Source organism: Massilia sp. Dwa41.01b (assembly GCF_014171775.1).
GTDB lineage: Bacteria > Pseudomonadota > Gammaproteobacteria > Burkholderiales > Burkholderiaceae_D > Telluria.
In genome coordinates this window covers 4304916-4322778 of record NZ_CP050454.1, presented here as the reverse complement: position 1 = coordinate 4322778, position 17863 = coordinate 4304916, and the positions used below count along the sequence as shown (strand labels likewise).

Below are 17863 nucleotides of genomic sequence, written 5' to 3'. Positions count from 1 at the left end.
GGTGCCCCTGACGGGGAGCCCTCGGACCTGCAGGAGCGGTGTGCCATCCCAGGCCAACGAATAATAATGGAGCTAACACTATGAGCATTGTGGAAGTCAAAGTCCCGGATATCGGCGACTTCAAGGAAGTCGAAGTCATCGAACTGATGGTGAAGCCGGGCGACACGATCAAGGTCGACCAGTCGCTCGTGACGGTCGAATCGGACAAGGCGAGCATGGAGATCCCGTCCAGCCACGCCGGCGTCGTCAAGGAATTGAAGATCAAGGTCGGCGACAAGGTTGCCGAAGGGTCGATCGTGCTGCTGCTCGAGGAGGCTGAAGGTGCCACTGCCGCGCCTGCGCCTGCTGCTGAAGCGGCTGCACCGGCCGCCGCTGCACCAGTTGCAGCCCCCGCACCAGCTGCCGCTCCTGCGCCGGCTGCCGCGCCTGCACCTGCACCTGCGCCTGCGCCTGCCTGCCCGCTCCGGCCGCTGCCCCAGCCGGCGACGCATCGAAAGCCCACGCCTCCCCATCGATCCGCAAGTTCGCGCGCGAACTCGGCGTCGACCTGTCGCGCGTGCCCGGCACCGGCCCGAAGAACCGCATCACCCAGCTCGACGTGCAGAACTTCGTCAAGGGCGTGATGGCTGCCGGCCCGACCGCTGCAACACCTGCCAAGGGCGGTTCCGGCGTCGGCCTGGACTTGCTGCCATGGCCGTCGCTCGACTTCTCGAGGTTCGGCCCGACCGAGCTGCTGCCGCTGTCGCGCATCAAGAAGATCAGCGGCCCGAACCTGCACCGCAACTGGGTGATGATCCCGCACGTGACGCAGTTCGACGAAGCGGACGTGACGGACCTCGAACAGTTCCGCGTCGATTCGAACGCGGCGCTGGCCAAGCAGAAGTCGACGGTCAAACTGACCATGCTTGCCTTCGTCATCAAGGCCTCGGTCGCGGCACTGAAAAAATACCCGCAGTTCAATGCCTCGATCGACGAGACCGGCGCGAACCTGATCCTGAAGCAGTACTACAACATCGGCTTCGCGGCCGACACGCCGAACGGCCTGGTGGTGCCGGTGGTGAAGGATGCCGACAAGAAGACGGTGTCGCAGATAGCCACCGAAATGGGCGAACTCTCGGCGCAGGCACGCGACGGCAAATTGAGCCCGGCGAACATGCAGGGCGCGACCTTCACCATCTCCTCGCTGGGCGGCATTGGCGGCACGGCCTTCACGCCGATCATCAATGCGCCGGAAGTGGCGATCCTCGGCCTGTCGAAGTCGGCCATGAAGCCGGTGTGGGATGGCTCGGCCTTCCAGCCGCGCCTGATGCTGCCGCTGTCGCTGTCCTACGACCACCGCGTCATCGACGGTGCCGGTGCCGCACGCTTCGCCGCCTACCTGGCCGAAGTGCTGGCCGACCTGCGCAAGACCCTTCTGTAAGGAGCGCCGAGCATGAGTACTGTTGAAGTAAAGGTCCCGAACATCGGCGACTTCAAGGATGTCGAAATCATCGAGCTGATGGTGAAACCGGGCGACACGATCAAGGTCGACCAGTCGCTCGTCACCGTGGAGTCCGATAAAGCCTCGATGGAGATTCCGTCGACCCATGCGGGCGTGGTCAAGGAGCTGTCGGTCAAGGTTGGCGACAAGGTCAATGAAGGGTCGCTGCTCTTGATGCTGGAGGAATCGGCGCACGCCGATTCCGCTGGTGCGGGCGCAGGCGCTGCGCCTGCTGCTCCGGCTGCTGCTCCTGCCGCGTCGTCCAAGCCGGATGCGCAGATCGGCACCCAGGCCGTCGCGCCGACCGCCGCCGCCGGCCCGACGGATTCCTACGCGCCGGCCCACAAAGCCGACGCCGCCGCGCCGAACGCCGTGCCGGCACCGAACGCCGCCAGCTACAGCGGCCAGGTCGACATCGAATGCGAAATGATGGTGCTCGGCGCCGGCCCTGGCGGCTACTCGGCCGCCTTCCGCGCCGCCGACCTGGGCATGAATACCGTGCTGGTCGAGAAGTACGCGACCCTGGGCGGCGTCTGCCTGAACGTCGGTTGCATCCCGTCGAAAGCGCTGCTGCACATGGCGCACATCATCGACGAGACCGCGCACATGGCGGCCAATGGCGTGACCTTCGCCGCGCCCGAGATCGACATCGACAAGCTGCGCGGCTACAAGGACGGCGTCATCAAGAAGATGACCGGGGGTCTCGCCTTCATGGCCAAGGCGCGCAAGGTCAATATCGTGCAGGGCGTGGGCCAGTTCCTTAGCCCGAACCACATCGAAGTAACAAGCCCGGATGGCGCGAAGAAGGTCGTGAAGTTCGCCAAGGCGATCATCGCCGCCGGTTCCTCGGTCGTGAAGCTGCCCTTCGTGCCGGAAGACCCGCGCATCGTCGACTCCACCGGCGCGCTCGAACTGCGCCAGGTGCCGAAGAAGATGCTGGTCATCGGCGGCGGCATCATCGGCCTGGAGATGGCGACCGTCTACAGCACCCTCGGTGCGCGCATCGACGTCGTCGAAATGATGGATGGCCTGATGCAGGGCGCCGACCGCGAGGCGGTGAAAGTCTGGCAGAAGTACAACGCCCACCGCTTCGACAACATCATGCTCAAGACGAAGACCGTCGGCGTGGAAGCCCTCCCTGAAGGCATTCGCGTGACGTTCGAATCGGCCGAGGCGGGCGTTGCCGCACCGGAACCGCAGCTGTACGACCTGGTGCTCGTCGCCGTCGGCCGCAGCCCGAATGGCAAGAAGATCGCCGCGGACAAGGCCGGCGTGGCCGTGACCGACCGCGGCTTCATCGGCGTGGACGGCCAGATGCGCACCAACGTGCCGCACATCTTCGCTATCGGCGACCTGGTCGGCCAGCCGATGCTGGCGCACAAGGCAGTGCACGAAGCGCACGTGGCGGCGGAAGCGGCGCATGGCGAGAAGGCTTATTTTGACGCGAAAGTGATTCCGTCGGTGGCCTACACCGATCCGGAAGTGGCGTGGGCCGGCCTGACCGAGGACGAAGCCAAGCAGAAGGGCATCAAGGTCGAGAAGGGCCATTTCCCGTGGAACGCCAGCGGCCGCGCGGTCGCCAACGGCCGCGACGAAGGCTTCACCAAGCTGCTCTTCGACGCCGAGACCCACCGCATCATCGGCGGGACGATTGTCGGCACGAATGCCGGCGACATGATCGGCGAAATCGCGCTGGCCATCGAAATGGGCGCCGATGGCGTCGACATCGGCAAGACGATCCACCCGCACCCGACGCTGGGCGAGTCGATCGGCATGGCGGCGGAAGCCTACGAAGGCGTCTGCACGGACTTGCCGCCGCCGCGCAAGCGCTGATTCTTGCCGGGATAGGTAGCGACGAAACCGGGACCGTGAGGTTCCGGTTTTTTTATAGGCTCGGCAAATTGGTCATTGAGGAGAACGCTCCGCCTTGTTATCGAAACAATAAGCTCGTAGACTGCGTATATCAATCGTCCTGATGGCGGGTTATTTGCCAAATCGATGGGGGACGAAATTCCTGCAGATCGCCTTGATTGGTGTCTGGTCTTGCGTTGCGCACTTCATCGTCGCCTTTATTCCTGGCTGCATGTGGGCAACAGCATGCGCGTAATCTGATCAAGTTTGTATGCAATGCACTTAATAAAACCAAACGAATGCAGAGCTCGTGTCCGTTTGTCAGACCTGACCCCACCGTATGTGTGACCCCACCGTATGTGTGTGACCCCACCGTATGTGTGACCCCACCGTATGTGACCCACCGTATGACCCTCTAGGCTGAAGAGCCTACCGCTGAAGTGCCTACCCATATATGCCAACACTTGATGACTTCACCCTCGCGGTGCGCCAGTTGTGCGACTGGGCGCAGGACGCGTCACCTTTGGGGACGCCCAAGTCGGAGATGCTGGCCGCACGGCGTCATCTCTCTGTACTCTATGCCATGGCGGTGGACCTGCCGCGCTGCGAATGCGAATGGGTCGAGCGGCCGCTCTCCCACGAGGAATGGTCGATCGTGTTCAAGCGATTCGGCACGCTACCCGTCGGTTATTACGGTAGCGTCTGCGACCCCTTGGAGGTGCCCGCCGGAGAGGCTGCGCTAGGCGATCTGGCAGACGATCTTGCGGATATCTGGCGCGACCTGAAGGAGGGGTTGCTGGTGTTCGACGACGGCCATCGCGAGGCCGGCGTCGCTGTCTGGCAGGAGTCGTTCGATACGCATTGGGGCGAACACGCCGTGAATGCCTTGGGCGTCATCCATTATTGGCTCGCACGGAACAGATGGCCAGACTAGTCCCTGGAAACGAAAGCCAGGGTTAGGTCTGACATTCGGACACGAGCCCGGCTTGTCGAAATCCATCGTCTTCATTCGTCGTGCGAGGAAGGGCCCGCCTGCGCAGGGCTGGGGTCAGGTCTGACATTCGGACACGAGCTCAGCCATAAACCATCCCTTGGCGCTTCGAATGCGGAGCTTGTGTCCATATGCCAGACCTGACCCCGACGCTGTTCATGATTGCTGGCGTTTGACGGCAGAGCTCGTGTCCGTTTGTCAGACCTGACCCCAGTAGTGTGACCGACCCCAGTAGTGTGACCCCAGTAGTGCGAAATTTGCCGCCGCCGCGCACGCGCTGATTGGCGTCGTTGCTGGAAGGACCGAAGCTGGGGCCGTGAGGTTCCGGTATTTTTTCGTCCAGGGTTCAGGGGGGCAGGCCGGAAAGCGTGCCTGTGGCGGCTTGCCCTTTCCCTTGTCTCACGTTTCTTCGCCGCAAGCGCCCCGCATACCGCAGCCGGCAGCGCGAAGAGCGTAACAATTGTCGTGCTATATGGCAATTGTTCTTCAGCTTGGGTCTATCGGTGGCGCTCTCTGCGCCCTTGTTTTCGGAATGCTGATTCAATGGAGCGACAGCCGTGCGGCATGCATAGGGAGGAAGAGCACATGGAAATCGGATTCGTCGGCCTGGGCGCCATGGGGCGCGGGATGGCAGCCAACCTGCTCAGGTCAGGCCACCTGCTGCGCGTCTGGAACCGCAGTGTGGCGCCCGCGCAGGAGCTGGCTGTGCAGGGCGCGCATGCGATGGACACCCCGGCCGAGGCAGGGGCGGTGGACGTGCTGTTTTCGATGCTGGCCGACGACGCCTCCACGCGCGCGGTCCTGGTCGAGGGCGGGGCGCTGGCGGCCATGAAGCCGGGTAGCGTGCACGTCAACATGGCCACCGTCTCGGTTGCCTTTGCGCGCGAGATGGCGGCACTGCACCGCGAGCAGGGCATCGGCTACGTCGCCGCGCCGGTGCTGGGACGGGTCGACGTGGCGGCGGCCGGCAAGCTCAATATCGTCGCGGCCGGGCCGGCGGAACTCATCCAACGCGTGCAGCCCCTGTTCGACCTGATGGGCCAGAAGACCTGGCGCTTCGGCGATGCGCCCGAGCAGGCGAACGCCGTCAAGCTCGGCGCCAACCTGACGCTGGCCTGCGCAATCGAGGCGATGGGCGAGTCGGTCGCGCTGGCGGGGGCGCACGGCATCGACGCGGGCGGCTTTCTCGACCTGCTCAGCAGTACGCTGTTTGCCGGCTCGCCCGTCTACAAGGGGTATGGCGGCATGATCGCGCAGGAGCGCTACAGTCCAGCGGGATTCAAGCTGGCGCTGGGCTGGAAGGATGTCGGGCTGGCCAACGATGCGGCGCAAGCGCAGGGCGTGCGCCTGCGCTTCGGGGAAGTGTTGCGCGAGACCTTGCAGGAAGCCGTCAGGCGCGGCGACGGGGAACTGGACCTGGCGGCGCTGGCGAAGATGTCGAAGGTGGATCGTCAGTAGGCTGGTCGACTGGCTGTGCAGCGGCGCGAAGGGGTTTGTGGCGTTGCCGATGCGGTCCGGGTGCTTCCGAGGGCAGCAGATTCGCGGGATTGTTGCCGGTAACAATCGCCGCATCGGCAGCGAAGCTGCAACCCCACGAGGACCGTGCCGTGAGTGCCGTCTGCACTGTGTTTCGGTTGTGCCCCGGCGCGGCCTTGCCTATGATGAAAGTGCAAGCGGACGGCGCGGCTTGGCGCCGGTACAGTGGCTGACTGCCACAGGAGACGGATATGGAAGAGCACGCTACTGAATATGTCGGGACGCTGTTCGTCCTGCCCGAATCGCGCTGCTTCGAGCTGAACACGACCGTGCATGGCGCGCCGGTCACGCTGACGGGCACCGTGACCCAGCAGCTGGCGGCGCGCTTTGCCGGCAACGCGGCAGCGGGCGAGCAGGTCGATGTGCGCCGGCTGGCGCTCGAGCCGCGCCGGGTCGAGGTGCTGACGCGCGAAATCCACGAGCGCCACCGGGCACCGCGCAAGGTGCATTTCCTGATGCGGGTGCTCGACGGCGGTGTCCAGGCCGGTTTCGCGGGCGCGGCCGGATAAGGCGTAAGGTGGACGGCTGGACCGCCAAGGAGGCTTCGACGCGGCGCGGCCGCCCGCCGTCCACGCGTTCAACCGGCTCTTGATACCTCGCGACGATGCATGCGCCCGTTGGACGCGTGGACGGCGCCTGCGACGCGTGCATGCACGCAGCCGGGCGGAGCCGTCCACCCTACGGGCAGCGGCGCGGTGTTAACGCAGCTTTACCGGGGCGACGGTCAGCGCCTCGCCGACCTCGATCGCCGCCTTCTCGAAGGTGGGCGGACCGAACTTGCCGCGTGCCTCGCGGCTGAAGCCGTAGCGCTCGCTCGGCATGCCGAGCGGGTTGCGGTCGAGCCGGTCGTTGTCGTTGGCGTCCTGGTAGGCCAGCACGGCGTAGGCGCCGGCGGGCACATCCTTCAGGGTGACGATGGTCTCGCCGTCGCCGGCCGGGGCCGAGGCGCTGTAGCCGCACTGTTTCAGGAAGCGTTCCTTGTCGCAGACCGCGACATTCACCTTGCCCCTGGCGCCCTTGATGCCGGAGACGCGGACTTCGACGTTGCCGGCCATGGCGTTGGCAAGCAGGCCGCAGGAAAGAAACCAGGTCAGTGCGCTACGAAAAAGCATGGGCAATCCTCTGTTGATGTGTTGAAGTGCGTGGCCGCAAATCCCAGCCGTGCGAGCGGGCGCCGTGGTAGGCTGTCGTCATTCCGGTTCACCCGTTTTTCCGACCCATTCTGCTCACCACCATGCTGCTCAATTCGCTCGTCCTTCTTGCCACCGTCGTGCTGATGGAAGTGTTTTCCATTGTCGCGCACAAGTACGTGATGCATGGTTTCGGTTGGGGCTGGCACCGCTCGCACCACGAGCCGCGTACCGGCTGGTTCGAGAAGAACGACCTGTATGCCGTCGTGTTCGCCGGCGTGGCCATCGCCCTGATCTGGTTCGGCACCGAGGGCGCCTGGCCCCTGCAATGGATCGGTGCCGGCATGACGGCGTATGGCCTGCTGTACTTCGTCGCCCACGACGGCCTGGTACATGGGCGCTGGCCGTTTCGCTACGTGCCGCGCAGTGGCTACCTGAAGCGGCTGTACCAGGCCCACCGCATGCACCATGCGGTGGCCGGCAAGGATGGCGCCGTCTCCTTCGGCTTCCTGTACGCGCCCTCGGCCGCCACCCTCAAGCGGCAGTTGCAGGCGCTGCACGGAGGTGCGCTTCCCCCTCGGGCGTCCCCTCGGGCGTCCCCTCGGGCGGACGCTGCCACAGATGCGCGGGACGCGGCTGCGCCGACGCCAGCCGCGAAGTAAGCGCCGTTACGCCGCCTTTCGCCAGCAGCCACAGTTTCATGGTCTTCGAAGTGCCGACGCGTTCGTCCCAGGCGTGCGCGCCGCGCCGCTTCACTTCGATGCCGATCTGGCGGTAGACGTTGCGCGCGGTGGCGATAGCCCAGGCCGAGCGCAGCGGCAGCGCAGGGATGCCGGCCGCGGCCGAGTCGTAATAGGGTTCGGCATGATCCACCAGGCGCGCCGCCACGCGCGACAGCGCCACGCGGTAGCGCGGCAGTGCCAGGTCCGCCGGCGGAATGCCCGCTTCCTGCAGCCACTCGGCGGGCAGGTAGCAGCGCCCGTTCCTGGCGTCGTCGACGATGTCGCGCGCGATGTTTGTCAGCTGGAAGGCCAGCCCGAGGTCGCAGGCGCGGTCGAGCACCGCAGGATCTTTCGCCCCCATGATCGAGGCCATCATCAGGCCGACCACGCCTGCCACGTGGTAGCAGTAGCGCAGGGTGTCGTCGATCGTCTGGTAGCGCGCGCCCTCGACATCCATCGCGAATCCCGCCAGGTGGTCGAACGCGTAGCGCGGCGCAATGGCGTGTTTCAGCGCGACTTCCTGGAAGGCGGCAAATGCCGGGTCCTGCATCGCTTCGCCTGCATAGGCACGGCGCGTCTGCTCGTAGAGCTTCTCCAGTTCGCGCGTGGCGTCGTGGCCCGCGGGCGCGACGGTGCTGGAGCCCAGCTCCTGGCCGTCGACGACGTCGTCGCAGTGGCGGCACCAGGCGTAGAGCATCAGCACGCTGCGCCGGGTGGCCGGGTCGAACAGGGTTGCTGCCGCAGCAAAACTCTTCGACCCGACCGCGATGGTGCGGGTTGCGTGTTCAAACAACGCCTCGCTCATGCCCGCGCCTCTTCCAGCATCAGGCCGGCGGTGGCCTTGACCGAGCCGATCACGCCCGGCACGCCCGCGCCCGGATGGGTGCCGGCACCGACCAGGTAGAGGTTGTGCAGGGCGCTGTCGCGGTTGTGCGGCCGGAACCAGGCGCTCTGCGTGAGGATCGGTTCGAGCGAGAAGGCCGAGCCGACGTGGGCATTGAGCTCGTCGCGGAAATCGAAGGGCGTGAAGATGCGGCTGGTGACGAGCTGGCTGCGCAGTCCCGGCATGTAGCGCTTTTCCAGGTAGTCGAAGATGCGGTCGCGGTAGCGCGGACCTTCGACCGACCAGTCGATCGGCGCATTGCCGAGGTGCGGCACGGGCGCCAGCACGTAGTGGCTGCCGCAGCCCGGGGGCGCGAGCGAGGGGTCGGTCACGCAGGGCGCGTGCAGGTAGAGCGAGAAGTCGTCCGCCAGCTCCTTGCCCGTGAAAATCTCGTCGATCAGTCCGCGGTAGCGCGGGCCGAAGCACACCGTGTGGTGCTGCAGCTGGCTGTGATGGTGGTCCAGGCCGAAGTACAGCACGAACAGCGAATTACTGAAGCGCTTCTTGCGCAGCGCCTGCGCCTGCGCGGGCCGCGCGCGTGCCCGCCAAGGAGGTCGGCATAGGTGTGGACGACGTCGGCGTTGGACGCCACCGCGTCGGCCGGGAACAGGCGGCCGTCTTCCAGGCGCACGCCGCTGGCGCGTTCGCCTTGCGTTTCGATGCGCGCCACGGCGGCGTTCAGTTCGATGCGTCCGCCGATGTCCTCGAACAGGCGCACCAGGCCGCGCACCAGGGCGCCGGTGCCGCCACGCGGGAACCACACGCCCCAGCGCCGTTCCAGCGCGTGGATCAGGGTGTAGATCGAGGATGTCGCAAACGGATTGCCGCCGACCAGCAGCGAGTGGAAGGAAAACGCCTGGCGCAGGTGCTCGTCCTGGACGAATTTCGACACCATGCCGTAGACGCTGCGCCAGGCCTGCAGCTTGGCCAGCTGCGGGCCGGCGGAGATCATGTCGCGGAAGGACAGGAAGGGCACGGCGCCGAGTTTCAGGTAGCCCTCGTCGAACACGGCTTTCGAGTAGGCGAGGAAGCGCTGGTAGCCGGCGACATCAAGCGGGTTGCGCGCATGGATTTGCCGGTCGAGCGCCTCCTGGTCGTTGGCATAGTCGAAGTGGCTGCCGTCTTCCCAGCACAGGCGGTAGAAGGGCGCGACCGGCAGCATCTCGACGTAATCCTCGATGCGCTTGCCGGCCGCCGCGAACAGCTCCTCGATGCAGGACGGATCCGTGATGACGGTGGGGCCGGCATCGAACACGAAGCCCTGGTCCTCGTAGACATAGGCGCGTCCGCCCGGCTTGTCGCGCTTTTCCAGCAGGGTAGTCTGCATGCCGCTGGCCTGCAGGCGGATGGCCAGGGCCAGGCCGCCGAAACCGGCGCCGACGACGACCGCCTTTTTCGCATCAATCATTCTGCATTTCCGATCTGATCTGGTGAGGGTGGATCTTGCACGCGGCCGCAATGGCCGCGCGCACCGGCACGGGTGGTTTGCCGCTGAGCAGGCGCAGCTTGTCGCGCAGGCGCAGGCGGCCGGCGTAGAAGTGTGTGATCAGGGGCGCCGGCAGGCGGTAAAAACGCTGCATCACGCGCCAGCGCGCATCCGGACTGCCCGCCAGGAAGAGCATGCGGTTGAGCAGCCGGAAAAAGCGCTGGCGGCGCCACTCGCTGCGCGCCTCGTCGCGGATGGCGTCGAACAGGCGCGGCGCGCTGAAATCCGAAAACGTCGCGACCCGCTCGACCAGGCGCACCGCGTGCGGCAGCGAATAGCCGGTGGTCGAGTGGAACAGGCCCGCGCGCAATCCGGCGCAGGGCTGGCCGGCGAGGTCCTTCCAGTAGGCGTCGAAGTCGCCCGCCAGCACGATGGGCAGCGAGCCGTGCTCCTCGCGCAGCAGCTCGGCGACGCGCCAGCCGTGGGATGCTACATAGTCCGCGATGTTTGCGCGCAGGCGCTCCGGTTCCCACTCCGTGCCATCGACGTAATGGGTGTCTTCGATGAGCAGCCGCCGCTCGTCGAAGGGCAGTACGTACACGAAACGGTAGCCGCCTTGCTGCGCGACCCTGGCGTCCATGATGATCGGCGCCGTGAGGCCATGGGGCGCATCGAGCCGCAGCTCCTGGCCGAGGAAGGTCTGGTAGCCCAGCGCCAGGCGCGGCGTCGCGCGCACGCCGCGGCCATCGATGACGGCGTGCGCGTGCAGGGTTTCGCCACCGGCCAGGGTGACGCTGGTCGGCGTGAGCGTATCGACCGGGGTATCGAGGCGTAAGGCCGGTCCGAGCGCCGCTTCGATCACGCGCGCGAAGTCGTGCGACATCACGCTGGCGTAGCCACTGTCCATCGTGCGCGCATGGTCCGGGAATACCACGTCGTAACGCGGCCACTGCGCGGAGACGAGCGGCGCCAGCCACGTGCGCTGCGCGTCGCTCAGGTCGCCGTCGTGGAAGGACCCGGTGTGGTTGCCGCCGATCCCGCCGGACGCTTCCAGCAGCAGGATGCGCAGGGCAGGGCGCAGCGTGCGCAGGCGCCAGGCGATCAAGCCATTGGCCAGGCCGCCGCCGACGAGGATCAGGTCCCAGGCGGCTGCGCCACCGGGGAGCGTGCGGCTTATCCAAGGCTGGCCACTCCTGCTTCCGCGCCGGCATGGGCAGCGGGGGCCAGGCCGAGGGCGTCCTCGATGAGGTCGGCCGCGCGCGCCGTGCCGCCGGCCCGTGCCAGGTCGTCGGCCAGCGGCGCCATGCGTTCGGCGAAAGCGGGATCGTCCAGCAGCCGGCGCAGGGCGCCGGCGATCTGCCCGGCGCTGGCGAAACGCGGCGACAGGCGCAGGCCGATGCCGGCGTGAACGATGCGCGCGGCCGCGCCGGGCTGGTCAAAGGCGATGGGCATGGCCAGGATGGGCGTGCGCGTGGCGATGGCATCCATCACCGTGTTCCAGCCCGCGTGCGAGACCACGGCGTCTGCACGCGCCAGCACTTCCTGCTGCGGCGCGAACGCACAGACCCAATCGGCGCCCGCGCGGCGCAGGGCTTCTTCCTGTTGCGCGTTCAGGCCCCCACAATGGGCGACGAGCAGCTGCACACCCTCCTGGCGGCAGGCACGGGCGATGCGCTTGAAGAGCGCCAGGCGGCCGCCCTGCATGGTGCCGAGCGAAGCGAACACAAAAGGGCGAGCGGGATCGACCGGGGTATGCCGACCGCGCCAGCTGCCGCGCCGGCGCTCTTGCGTGAGAAGCGCAGCGGACCGACATGGTGAAACTGCGGCGGCAATGCCTTGCGCGGGAATTCGAACGAAGCAATCGTCTGGCTGACCTGCACCGAGGGCGAGAGGCACTCGTGCAGCGCGTGGCGCGGCTCCAGCCCCAGGCGCCGCGCATGCGCTTCGATGACTTTCGCGTGGGGCGACATCAGCCAGTCGTAGACGCGCGTGCTGCCCTCAACCATATGGCGCCCGCGTTCGCTGGCATCAAAGGCGAAAGGCATCACCGGCAGCGGAATGCCGCTCTCGCGGTTGACCGGCAGGGCACAGGCCACCGACACGAACGGCAGGCAGGCCCAACCCTTCCGCGACCAGGCCGCCGGCCGCTTCCATCTGGTCGACCAGCAGGGCGTCGATGCCGAGCGCCGCAATCGCGGCCGGCAGTTCCTTGCACAGCATGTCGGTGGTGCGCGCCAGGTCCTGGATGACGCGGCGCAGGCCCAGCGGGCCACCCGGGCTGGCGGCGCGGCGCAGGTTGCCGGCGAGCGAACCGGCCGGGTGGGTGTCCGCGCCGAGCGCGTGAAATTGCAGCGCGCCCGGCGGCATGTCCTCCAGGTAGGCCGCGGCGTCGAGCTGGTGCAGGAAGGTGACACGGTGGCCGCGTGCCACCAGTTCGAGGCCGAGGGCGGCCATGGCCTGGAAGTGACTATAAAGGCGGGTGTCACCACGCCGAAGTGGGCCATGCACGAAATCCTTTGTCCAGACGGGTCGATATGGGCGTGGCACGCAGCGAGCGTGCCTGGCATCCCTTCAATGGTGCACGGCGTAGTCGGGCTGGCGCGGCGCGGACACCGGTGCCATGCCCTGGCCGAACAGGCTGCCGACGAAGCGGCGCGTACCCTGCTTGCTGCCGATGGCGTCGGTCAGGCAACGGTCGGCCTCGTGCAGGTGGTCCATCAGGCGGCGCCGCGCCTCGTCGAAGCCGAGCGTGTTGATGAAGGTGGACTTGCCGACATCCTTGCCGATGTCCTTGCCGGTGACGCTCGGGTCCATGTCCGGGCCGTCCTGGAAATCGTCGCGGATCTGGAAGGCGTGACCGGCCGCCAGCGCGAAGGCGCGCAGCGACTGCGAGACGCAATCGTCAGTTTCGGCAATGATGGCCGCCATATCGACGGCCGCGCCGAGCAGCACGCCCGTTTTGAGTTCATTCGTGGTGGCGATGTCCTCGGCCGAGCGGGCGCCGCCCTGCAGGTCGAGGAACTGGCCGCGCACCAGGCCCTGCGCGCCGATGGTTTCCGACAGCCGTGCCACCAGGCGCGCGCGGACCGCGGGCGGGATGTCCTGCGCGGATGCCAGGATGCCGAAGGCGCGGCTGAGCAGGGCGATCGAGGACAGGATGGCGACATCTTCGCCGAACTGCACGTGGATGGTCGGCTTGCCGCGGCGCAAGCGGGCGTCGTCCATGCAGGGCATGTCGTCGAGGATGAGCGAGGCCGCATGCACCAGTTCGACGGCGCAGGCGACGTCGATCAGGGCCGGCGAATCGCAGCCGAGGTCGCGGGCGACGAGCATCAGCAGGAGCGGGCGCATGCGCTTGCCCGAGCCCAGCGCGCCGGCGCGCATGGCGGCCGCCAGGCGGTCCGAGTTCGGGCCGCTGTCGGAGAGCAGGAAAGCGAGGCGGTCTTCCAGTTCCTCGCGCACGCGCTCGAGTTCCGCGCCCGCGATATCTCCCGGATTTTCCAGCTCGAGCCTGGCGAACCGTCGTGCCTGCGTAGTCATGCGCGTTCTCCCGCCAAGATCTTGAACAAAGTCGTGAATAAAAAATTGATGAATTTATTGTTCATGATACCGGAAATGCAATGACAAAATGATTAACGCCGTCAACCGTGCGCACGGAACCGCATCCGGTATTTACGTGCTTTTGGCGCAGTTTAGTTGCATTTTGGAAGCAAAGTCCGGATATTCATCGGCGTCCCTCCGGGGCAAGGGCGCAGGCTGAGCAGAAGGGCAATCAAACCGGGACGTTATGCAATGTTTGTAAATGATTAAATCGCGTTTCCGTCCGTTGAATACGATGCCGCCGTTGTGCGCGGCCCTCGCGACAGGCAAAAAAAATGCCGCAGGGTGCAAGCCCGGCGGCATTTTTATGGGCGCAGGGCGCCCGTGCAGATCGGTCAGCTGTAACTGGTCCAGGTCTGCGGGATTTCGATATGGCCGGACTTGGCCGCATCGGCATAGGCGCGCATTTCGGCGACCACAGCTTCAAGCTGTTCGTTGCCGGGGTTCTGGAGGAAACCCTTTACGCGCTCATGCAATGCAGCCTGCTGGTCGCGCCATTCGTAGCGGGAGGTCTTGCTCATGCTGCCCCCTTGCGGTGTACCGCCGTGATGTTCTTGTTGAGATCCATGACATCCTCCTTGATAAGGGGTTCAGCTTCGCACAATGGACGCACCAGGTCGGTGCGTTCCCGCACATTCTCCCAGCTCGATTAGCGTAGTACGGCCCGGTAGAACAGGGCCAGGCGCCCGTCGAGCAGGCGATGTGCCTCGTCGCGCGGCGGCTGCTTGTGCGGGAACACGAAGCGCTGCACGGAGTCGCCGGCGATGGTGCTGGTGAGGATGGTCGGCAGCTGGGCAAAGGGCAAGTCCTCGCGCAACTGGGCACGCACGTCGGGCCGCGCGAAATAGCGCTCGAGCATCTCGCGCGTCAGGCGCGGGCCGGCGCCGTAGAAGATTTCGGCCAGCTCGGGATTGCCCGGCGCTTCGGCGATCACCACGCGCTGCATCGCGATCAATTGTTCTTTCGCCAGCAAGTCGAAGAACTGGTGCGCGAAGTCGTCCACCACCTCGCGGAACGGACGCGTGTCCTTGTCCATGTCGCGCATGCGGAAGAACTGGTCGCGGCGCGACATCAGGACGGCATTGAGCAGCCCGGCCTTGCCGCCGAACTTCACATAGATGGTACGCACCGCCACGCGGGCGGCGCGGGCGATGGACTCGAGGCTGGTGCGGGTATAGCCGTTGCTCAGGAACAGTTGGGCGGCAACGTCGATCAGGTCCTGGATGCGGGCCTCGACGTCGCTGGCCTTGGGCCTGCCCGCGCTGCGCAGGCTCGCGCCGGCAGCCGCTTGCGATGGTTTGCTCATGGCACCACTGTAAAGCAGCGACAAATGAAATGCAACCGTTTCATTTCTTGACGGCTCGGCCCGGATGAAGAATAATGTCCGGAATTGTTATTCCAGAATTCTGTTCCTACTTCCTATCGGAGTCGTTTCATGTCCCAAACGCAGCCTTCGAGCGAGCACAAGCCGCTCGGCACCGTTCCTCCCGCTACTCCGGTGAATGCCGCGGCTGCCGCCGGCAAGACTCCGCCCAACAAGCGCGTGCTGTTCGTGGTCGGCGTGATCGCGCTGGCTGCGCTCGGCGCCGGCGGCCGCATGTGGTACCGCAGTCATTATTTCGTCGACACCGAGAACGCGTATGTCGCCGGCCACGTGCACCCGGTCTCGGCGCGCATCGCCGGTGTCGTCACGCGCGTGCTGGTCGAGGACAACCAGCATGTGAAGACGGGCGACGTCATCGCCGAACTCGATCCGAGCGACCAGCACGTGCGCGTCGAGCAGATCGAGGCGCAGATCGCCAGCGCCCGGCAGCAGGTAATCCAGGCCGATGCCCAGGTTGCGCAAGTACGCGCCCAGGCCCAGGCGGCCCAGGCGCAAGTCGGCCAGGGCCAGGCGCTGGCGCTGCGCGCGCCAGGACGCCGAGCGTTTCGGCCAGCTGTACAACAAGCAGATGAAGGCTGTCTCGAAGGCCGAAGTCGATGCCGCCAACGCCGCCCGCACGGCCGCCGCCGCCGACGTGAATGCACGCCAGGACAACGCCGCCGCCGCGCAGGCCCAGATCAACGCCGCCTCGTCGGCGCGCGACGTGCTCAAGGCGCAGATCAAGGTGCTGCAGGCGCAGCTGAAGGACGCGAAGCAGCAGGTCGGCTACAGCCGCATCGTGGCCCCGGTGGACGGCCGCATCGGCCGCCGCAGCGTCGAAGTCGGCGCGCGCGTGCAGCCGGGCCAACAACTGGTCGCCGTGGTCGAGGACAAGGTCTGGGTCAACGCCAACTTCAAGGAAACCCAGCTGGCAGGCCTCAAGCCCGGCCAGGTGGTGGACCTCGAAGTCGACGCACTGCCGGACGAGCACCTGGTCGGCCGCGTCGACAGCTTCTCGCCGGCCTCGGGCAACCAGTTCGCGCTGCTGCCGGCCGATAACGCCACCGGCAATTTCACCAAGATCGTGCAGCGCGTGCCGGTGAAGGTCACGCTGGCGCCCGCCGACGTGCAGCGCCTGGCGGGCCGGCTGGTGCCGGGCATGTCGGTGGTGGCGGAAGTCGACCTGCGCCAGAAGCACGAATCGAATAACGAGCAACAGCGCGAGACCGCGCGCACGGCTGCGGCCAAATAAGGACGCTTCATGACGAGTACGACCAAGCCTGCGCAGGCGGGGTTTCCGGCGCGCCCGCCGCCGGTGCGCGCGTCGATGCCCGCACCTGGATCGCGGTCGCCGCCGGCATGCTGGGCGCCTTCATGGCGGTGCTCGACATCCAGATCACCAACTCCTCGCTGCGGGACATCCTGGGCACGCTGTCGGCGACCCAGGAAGAGGGGTCCTGGATCTCGACCGCCTACCTGTGCGCCGAGATCGTCGTCATTCCGATGACGGCGCTGTTCGCGCGCGCCTTCGGCGTGCGCCGCTACATGATCGGCACCACCGCGCTGTTCCTGCTGTTCTCGACCCTGTGCGGCGCGGCCTGGAACCTGGAAAGCATGATCGTCTTCCGCATGCTGCAGGGCTTCACCGGCGGCGCGCTGATCCCGATGGCGATGACGCTCGTGATGACGCGCCTGCCCACCACCAAGCGCGCGGTCGGCATGGCGATCTTCGGCCTCACCGCGACGCTGGCGCCGGCCATGGGCCCGACCCTGGGCGGCTACCTGTCCGAGCTCTACGGCTGGCCCTCGATCTTCTACATCAACTGGGTGCCGGGCGTGCTGCTCATCGCCGGCATGATCTATGGCCTCGACAAGGAGCCTGCGCAGCTCAAGCAGCTGCTCAATGCCGACTGGCTCGGCATCGGCTTCATGGCCCTCGGGCTGGGCTGCCTGACGATCTTCCTGGAAGAGGGCAACTCGAAGGACTGGTTCGATTCGCAGTTCATCATCAACTTCGCGGCGCTGGCGCTGATCGGCATCCTCGGCTGGATCGTCACCAGCTTCACGCGCCAGCAGACCTTCGTGAACCTGCGCCTGTACGGCCAGCGTAACTTCCTGATCGCCACCGTGCTGTCGGCCGTCACCGGCATGGGCCTGTATGGCTCGTCCTACCTGCTGCCGCTGTACCTGGGCCAGATCGCCGGCTACACGCCGATGCAGATCGGCGAAGTCATCGCCTGGGTCGGCCTGCCGCAGCTGATCGTGATGCCATTCGCGGCGGCCATGTCCTCGAAAGTCGACAACCGCATCATGTGCAGTTTCGGCCTCTTGATGTTCGGCGGCTCCTGCCTGATGAATGCCTTCATGGACGCTTCCACCGGCTACGACCAGCTGATGGTGACGCAGATCGTGCGCGCCATCGGCCAGCCTTTCGTGATGCTGACGCTGTCGAATTTCGCGATGAACGGCATCGCCCAGAAGGACATGCCGTCGGCCGCGAGCCTGTTCAACATGACCCGCAACCTGGGCGGCTCGGTCGGCATCGCCATGCTGGCGACCTCGCTCACCAACCGCGAGCACTTCCACTCGGCGCGCCTGGGCGAGTCGATCTCGAGCTACGCGGCGCCGACCCAGGAGCGCCTCGATGCGATGACCCAGGCTTTCGTCGCCTCCGGCATCGATCCGGCGACGGCCGCCAACCAGGCACTGGCCGCGCTCGACCGCATCGTCCGCCGCGAAGCCTATGTGATGGCTTACAACGACGGCTTCTGGATCGTCGGCGTCATCCTGGTGAGCTGCATTGCCATGGTCTGGCTCGCCGACAAGGTCAAGTCCCCCGGCGGCGCCGGCGGCGGCGCGCATTGAGCCCCCCATTTAAAAG

At 66.3% G+C, this 17863-nt stretch carries 14 protein-coding genes and 4 pseudogenes; 9 read left to right on the top strand and 9 right to left on the bottom strand.

The window, feature by feature from the left end; all coding sequences use genetic code 11:
• Positions 1-80: 80 nt before the first annotated feature.
• The 5 genes and pseudogenes from aceF (at position 81) to G4G28_RS19890 (ending at position 6367) form a co-directional block, all read left to right on the top strand.
• Positions 81-1420, top strand: a pseudogene (gene aceF / locus G4G28_RS19910) (dihydrolipoyllysine-residue acetyltransferase).
• A gap of 12 nt (positions 1421-1432) precedes the next feature.
• The gene (gene lpdA / locus G4G28_RS19905) at positions 1433-3313 is read left to right on the top strand and encodes a dihydrolipoyl dehydrogenase (protein ID WP_182989605.1); all 1881 of its coding nucleotides are present in this window, start codon (positions 1433-1435) and stop codon (positions 3311-3313) included.
• A gap of 472 nt (positions 3314-3785) precedes the next feature.
• Positions 3786-4265: a DUF5063 domain-containing protein gene (locus tag G4G28_RS19900; protein ID WP_182989604.1), complete on the top strand. Its 480-nt coding sequence runs from the start codon at positions 3786-3788 to the stop codon at positions 4263-4265.
• A gap of 642 nt (positions 4266-4907) precedes the next feature.
• Positions 4908-5780, top strand: a complete 873-nt coding sequence (locus G4G28_RS19895; RefSeq protein ID WP_229507735.1) for an NAD(P)-dependent oxidoreductase — start codon at positions 4908-4910, stop codon at positions 5778-5780.
• A 269-nt stretch (positions 5781-6049) separates the two neighbouring features.
• The gene (locus G4G28_RS19890) at positions 6050-6367 is read left to right on the top strand and encodes a hypothetical protein (RefSeq protein ID WP_183107747.1); all 318 of its coding nucleotides are present in this window, start codon (positions 6050-6052) and stop codon (positions 6365-6367) included.
• Positions 6368-6556: 189 nt separating this feature from the next.
• Here the strand turns inward: G4G28_RS19890 and G4G28_RS19885 are convergent, their stop codons facing one another.
• Entirely contained in the window at positions 6557-6970 is a 414-nt protein-coding gene (locus G4G28_RS19885; RefSeq protein WP_183107746.1) for a DUF2141 domain-containing protein, read from the bottom strand.
• A gap of 122 nt (positions 6971-7092) precedes the next feature.
• On the opposite strand from G4G28_RS19885, the pseudogene G4G28_RS26815 reads away from it, so the two are divergent.
• Positions 7093-7434: pseudogene (locus G4G28_RS26815) on the top strand (beta-carotene hydroxylase); the annotation flags it as partial.
• Positions 7435-7522: 88 nt separating this feature from the next.
• Here the strand turns inward: G4G28_RS26815 and crtB are convergent.
• The 8 genes and pseudogenes from crtB to G4G28_RS19845 all read right to left on the bottom strand — a co-directional run bounded on the left by crtB (position 7523) and on the right by G4G28_RS19845 (position 14925).
• The gene (gene crtB, locus G4G28_RS19875) at positions 7523-8515 is read right to left on the bottom strand and encodes a 15-cis-phytoene synthase CrtB (protein WP_183107745.1); all 993 of its coding nucleotides are present in this window, start codon (positions 8513-8515) and stop codon (positions 7523-7525) included.
• A pseudogene (locus G4G28_RS19870) lies at positions 8512-10001 on the bottom strand (phytoene desaturase). The gene crtB and the pseudogene G4G28_RS19870 overlap by 4 nt, the downstream one beginning before the upstream one ends.
• A complete protein-coding gene (crtY, locus tag G4G28_RS19865; RefSeq protein ID WP_229507734.1) occupies positions 9994-11124 on the bottom strand; it encodes a lycopene beta-cyclase CrtY in 1131 nt (376 codons plus the stop codon). The pseudogene G4G28_RS19870 and the gene crtY overlap by 8 nt, the downstream one beginning before the upstream one ends.
• A 68-nt stretch (positions 11125-11192) precedes the next feature.
• Positions 11193-11744 (bottom strand): glycosyltransferase, encoded by a 552-nt coding sequence (locus G4G28_RS26810; RefSeq protein WP_229507733.1) that lies wholly within the window; start codon positions 11742-11744, stop codon positions 11193-11195.
• 303 nt (positions 11745-12047) lie between these two features.
• On the bottom strand, positions 12048-12473 hold the full coding sequence (locus tag G4G28_RS26805; protein WP_229507732.1) for a hypothetical protein: 426 nt from the start codon (positions 12471-12473) through the stop codon (positions 12048-12050).
• Positions 12474-12590: 117 nt separating this feature from the next.
• Positions 12591-13559, bottom strand: coding sequence for a polyprenyl synthetase family protein (locus tag G4G28_RS19855; protein WP_183107744.1), 969 nt, complete (start codon positions 13557-13559; stop codon positions 12591-12593).
• 395 nt (positions 13560-13954) lie between these two features.
• Entirely contained in the window at positions 13955-14140 is a 186-nt protein-coding gene (locus G4G28_RS19850) for a hypothetical protein (protein ID WP_182989602.1), read from the bottom strand.
• 128 nt (positions 14141-14268) lie between these two features.
• Positions 14269-14925, bottom strand: coding sequence for a TetR/AcrR family transcriptional regulator (locus tag G4G28_RS19845; protein WP_182989601.1), 657 nt, complete (start codon positions 14923-14925; stop codon positions 14269-14271).
• A gap of 129 nt (positions 14926-15054) precedes the next feature.
• Here G4G28_RS19845 and G4G28_RS28600 point away from each other — a divergent pair.
• The 3 genes and pseudogenes from G4G28_RS28600 to G4G28_RS19835 form a co-directional block, all read left to right on the top strand.
• Positions 15055-15360: pseudogene (locus tag G4G28_RS28600) on the top strand (biotin/lipoyl-binding protein); the annotation flags it as partial.
• An 88-nt stretch (positions 15361-15448) separates the two neighbouring features.
• On the top strand, positions 15449-16234 hold the full coding sequence (locus G4G28_RS19840) for an efflux RND transporter periplasmic adaptor subunit (protein ID WP_308601108.1): 786 nt from the start codon (positions 15449-15451) through the stop codon (positions 16232-16234).
• 107 nt (positions 16235-16341) lie between these two features.
• The gene (locus G4G28_RS19835) at positions 16342-17847 is read left to right on the top strand and encodes a DHA2 family efflux MFS transporter permease subunit (protein WP_183107743.1); all 1506 of its coding nucleotides are present in this window, start codon (positions 16342-16344) and stop codon (positions 17845-17847) included.
• The last annotated feature ends 16 nt before the right edge of the window (positions 17848-17863 follow it).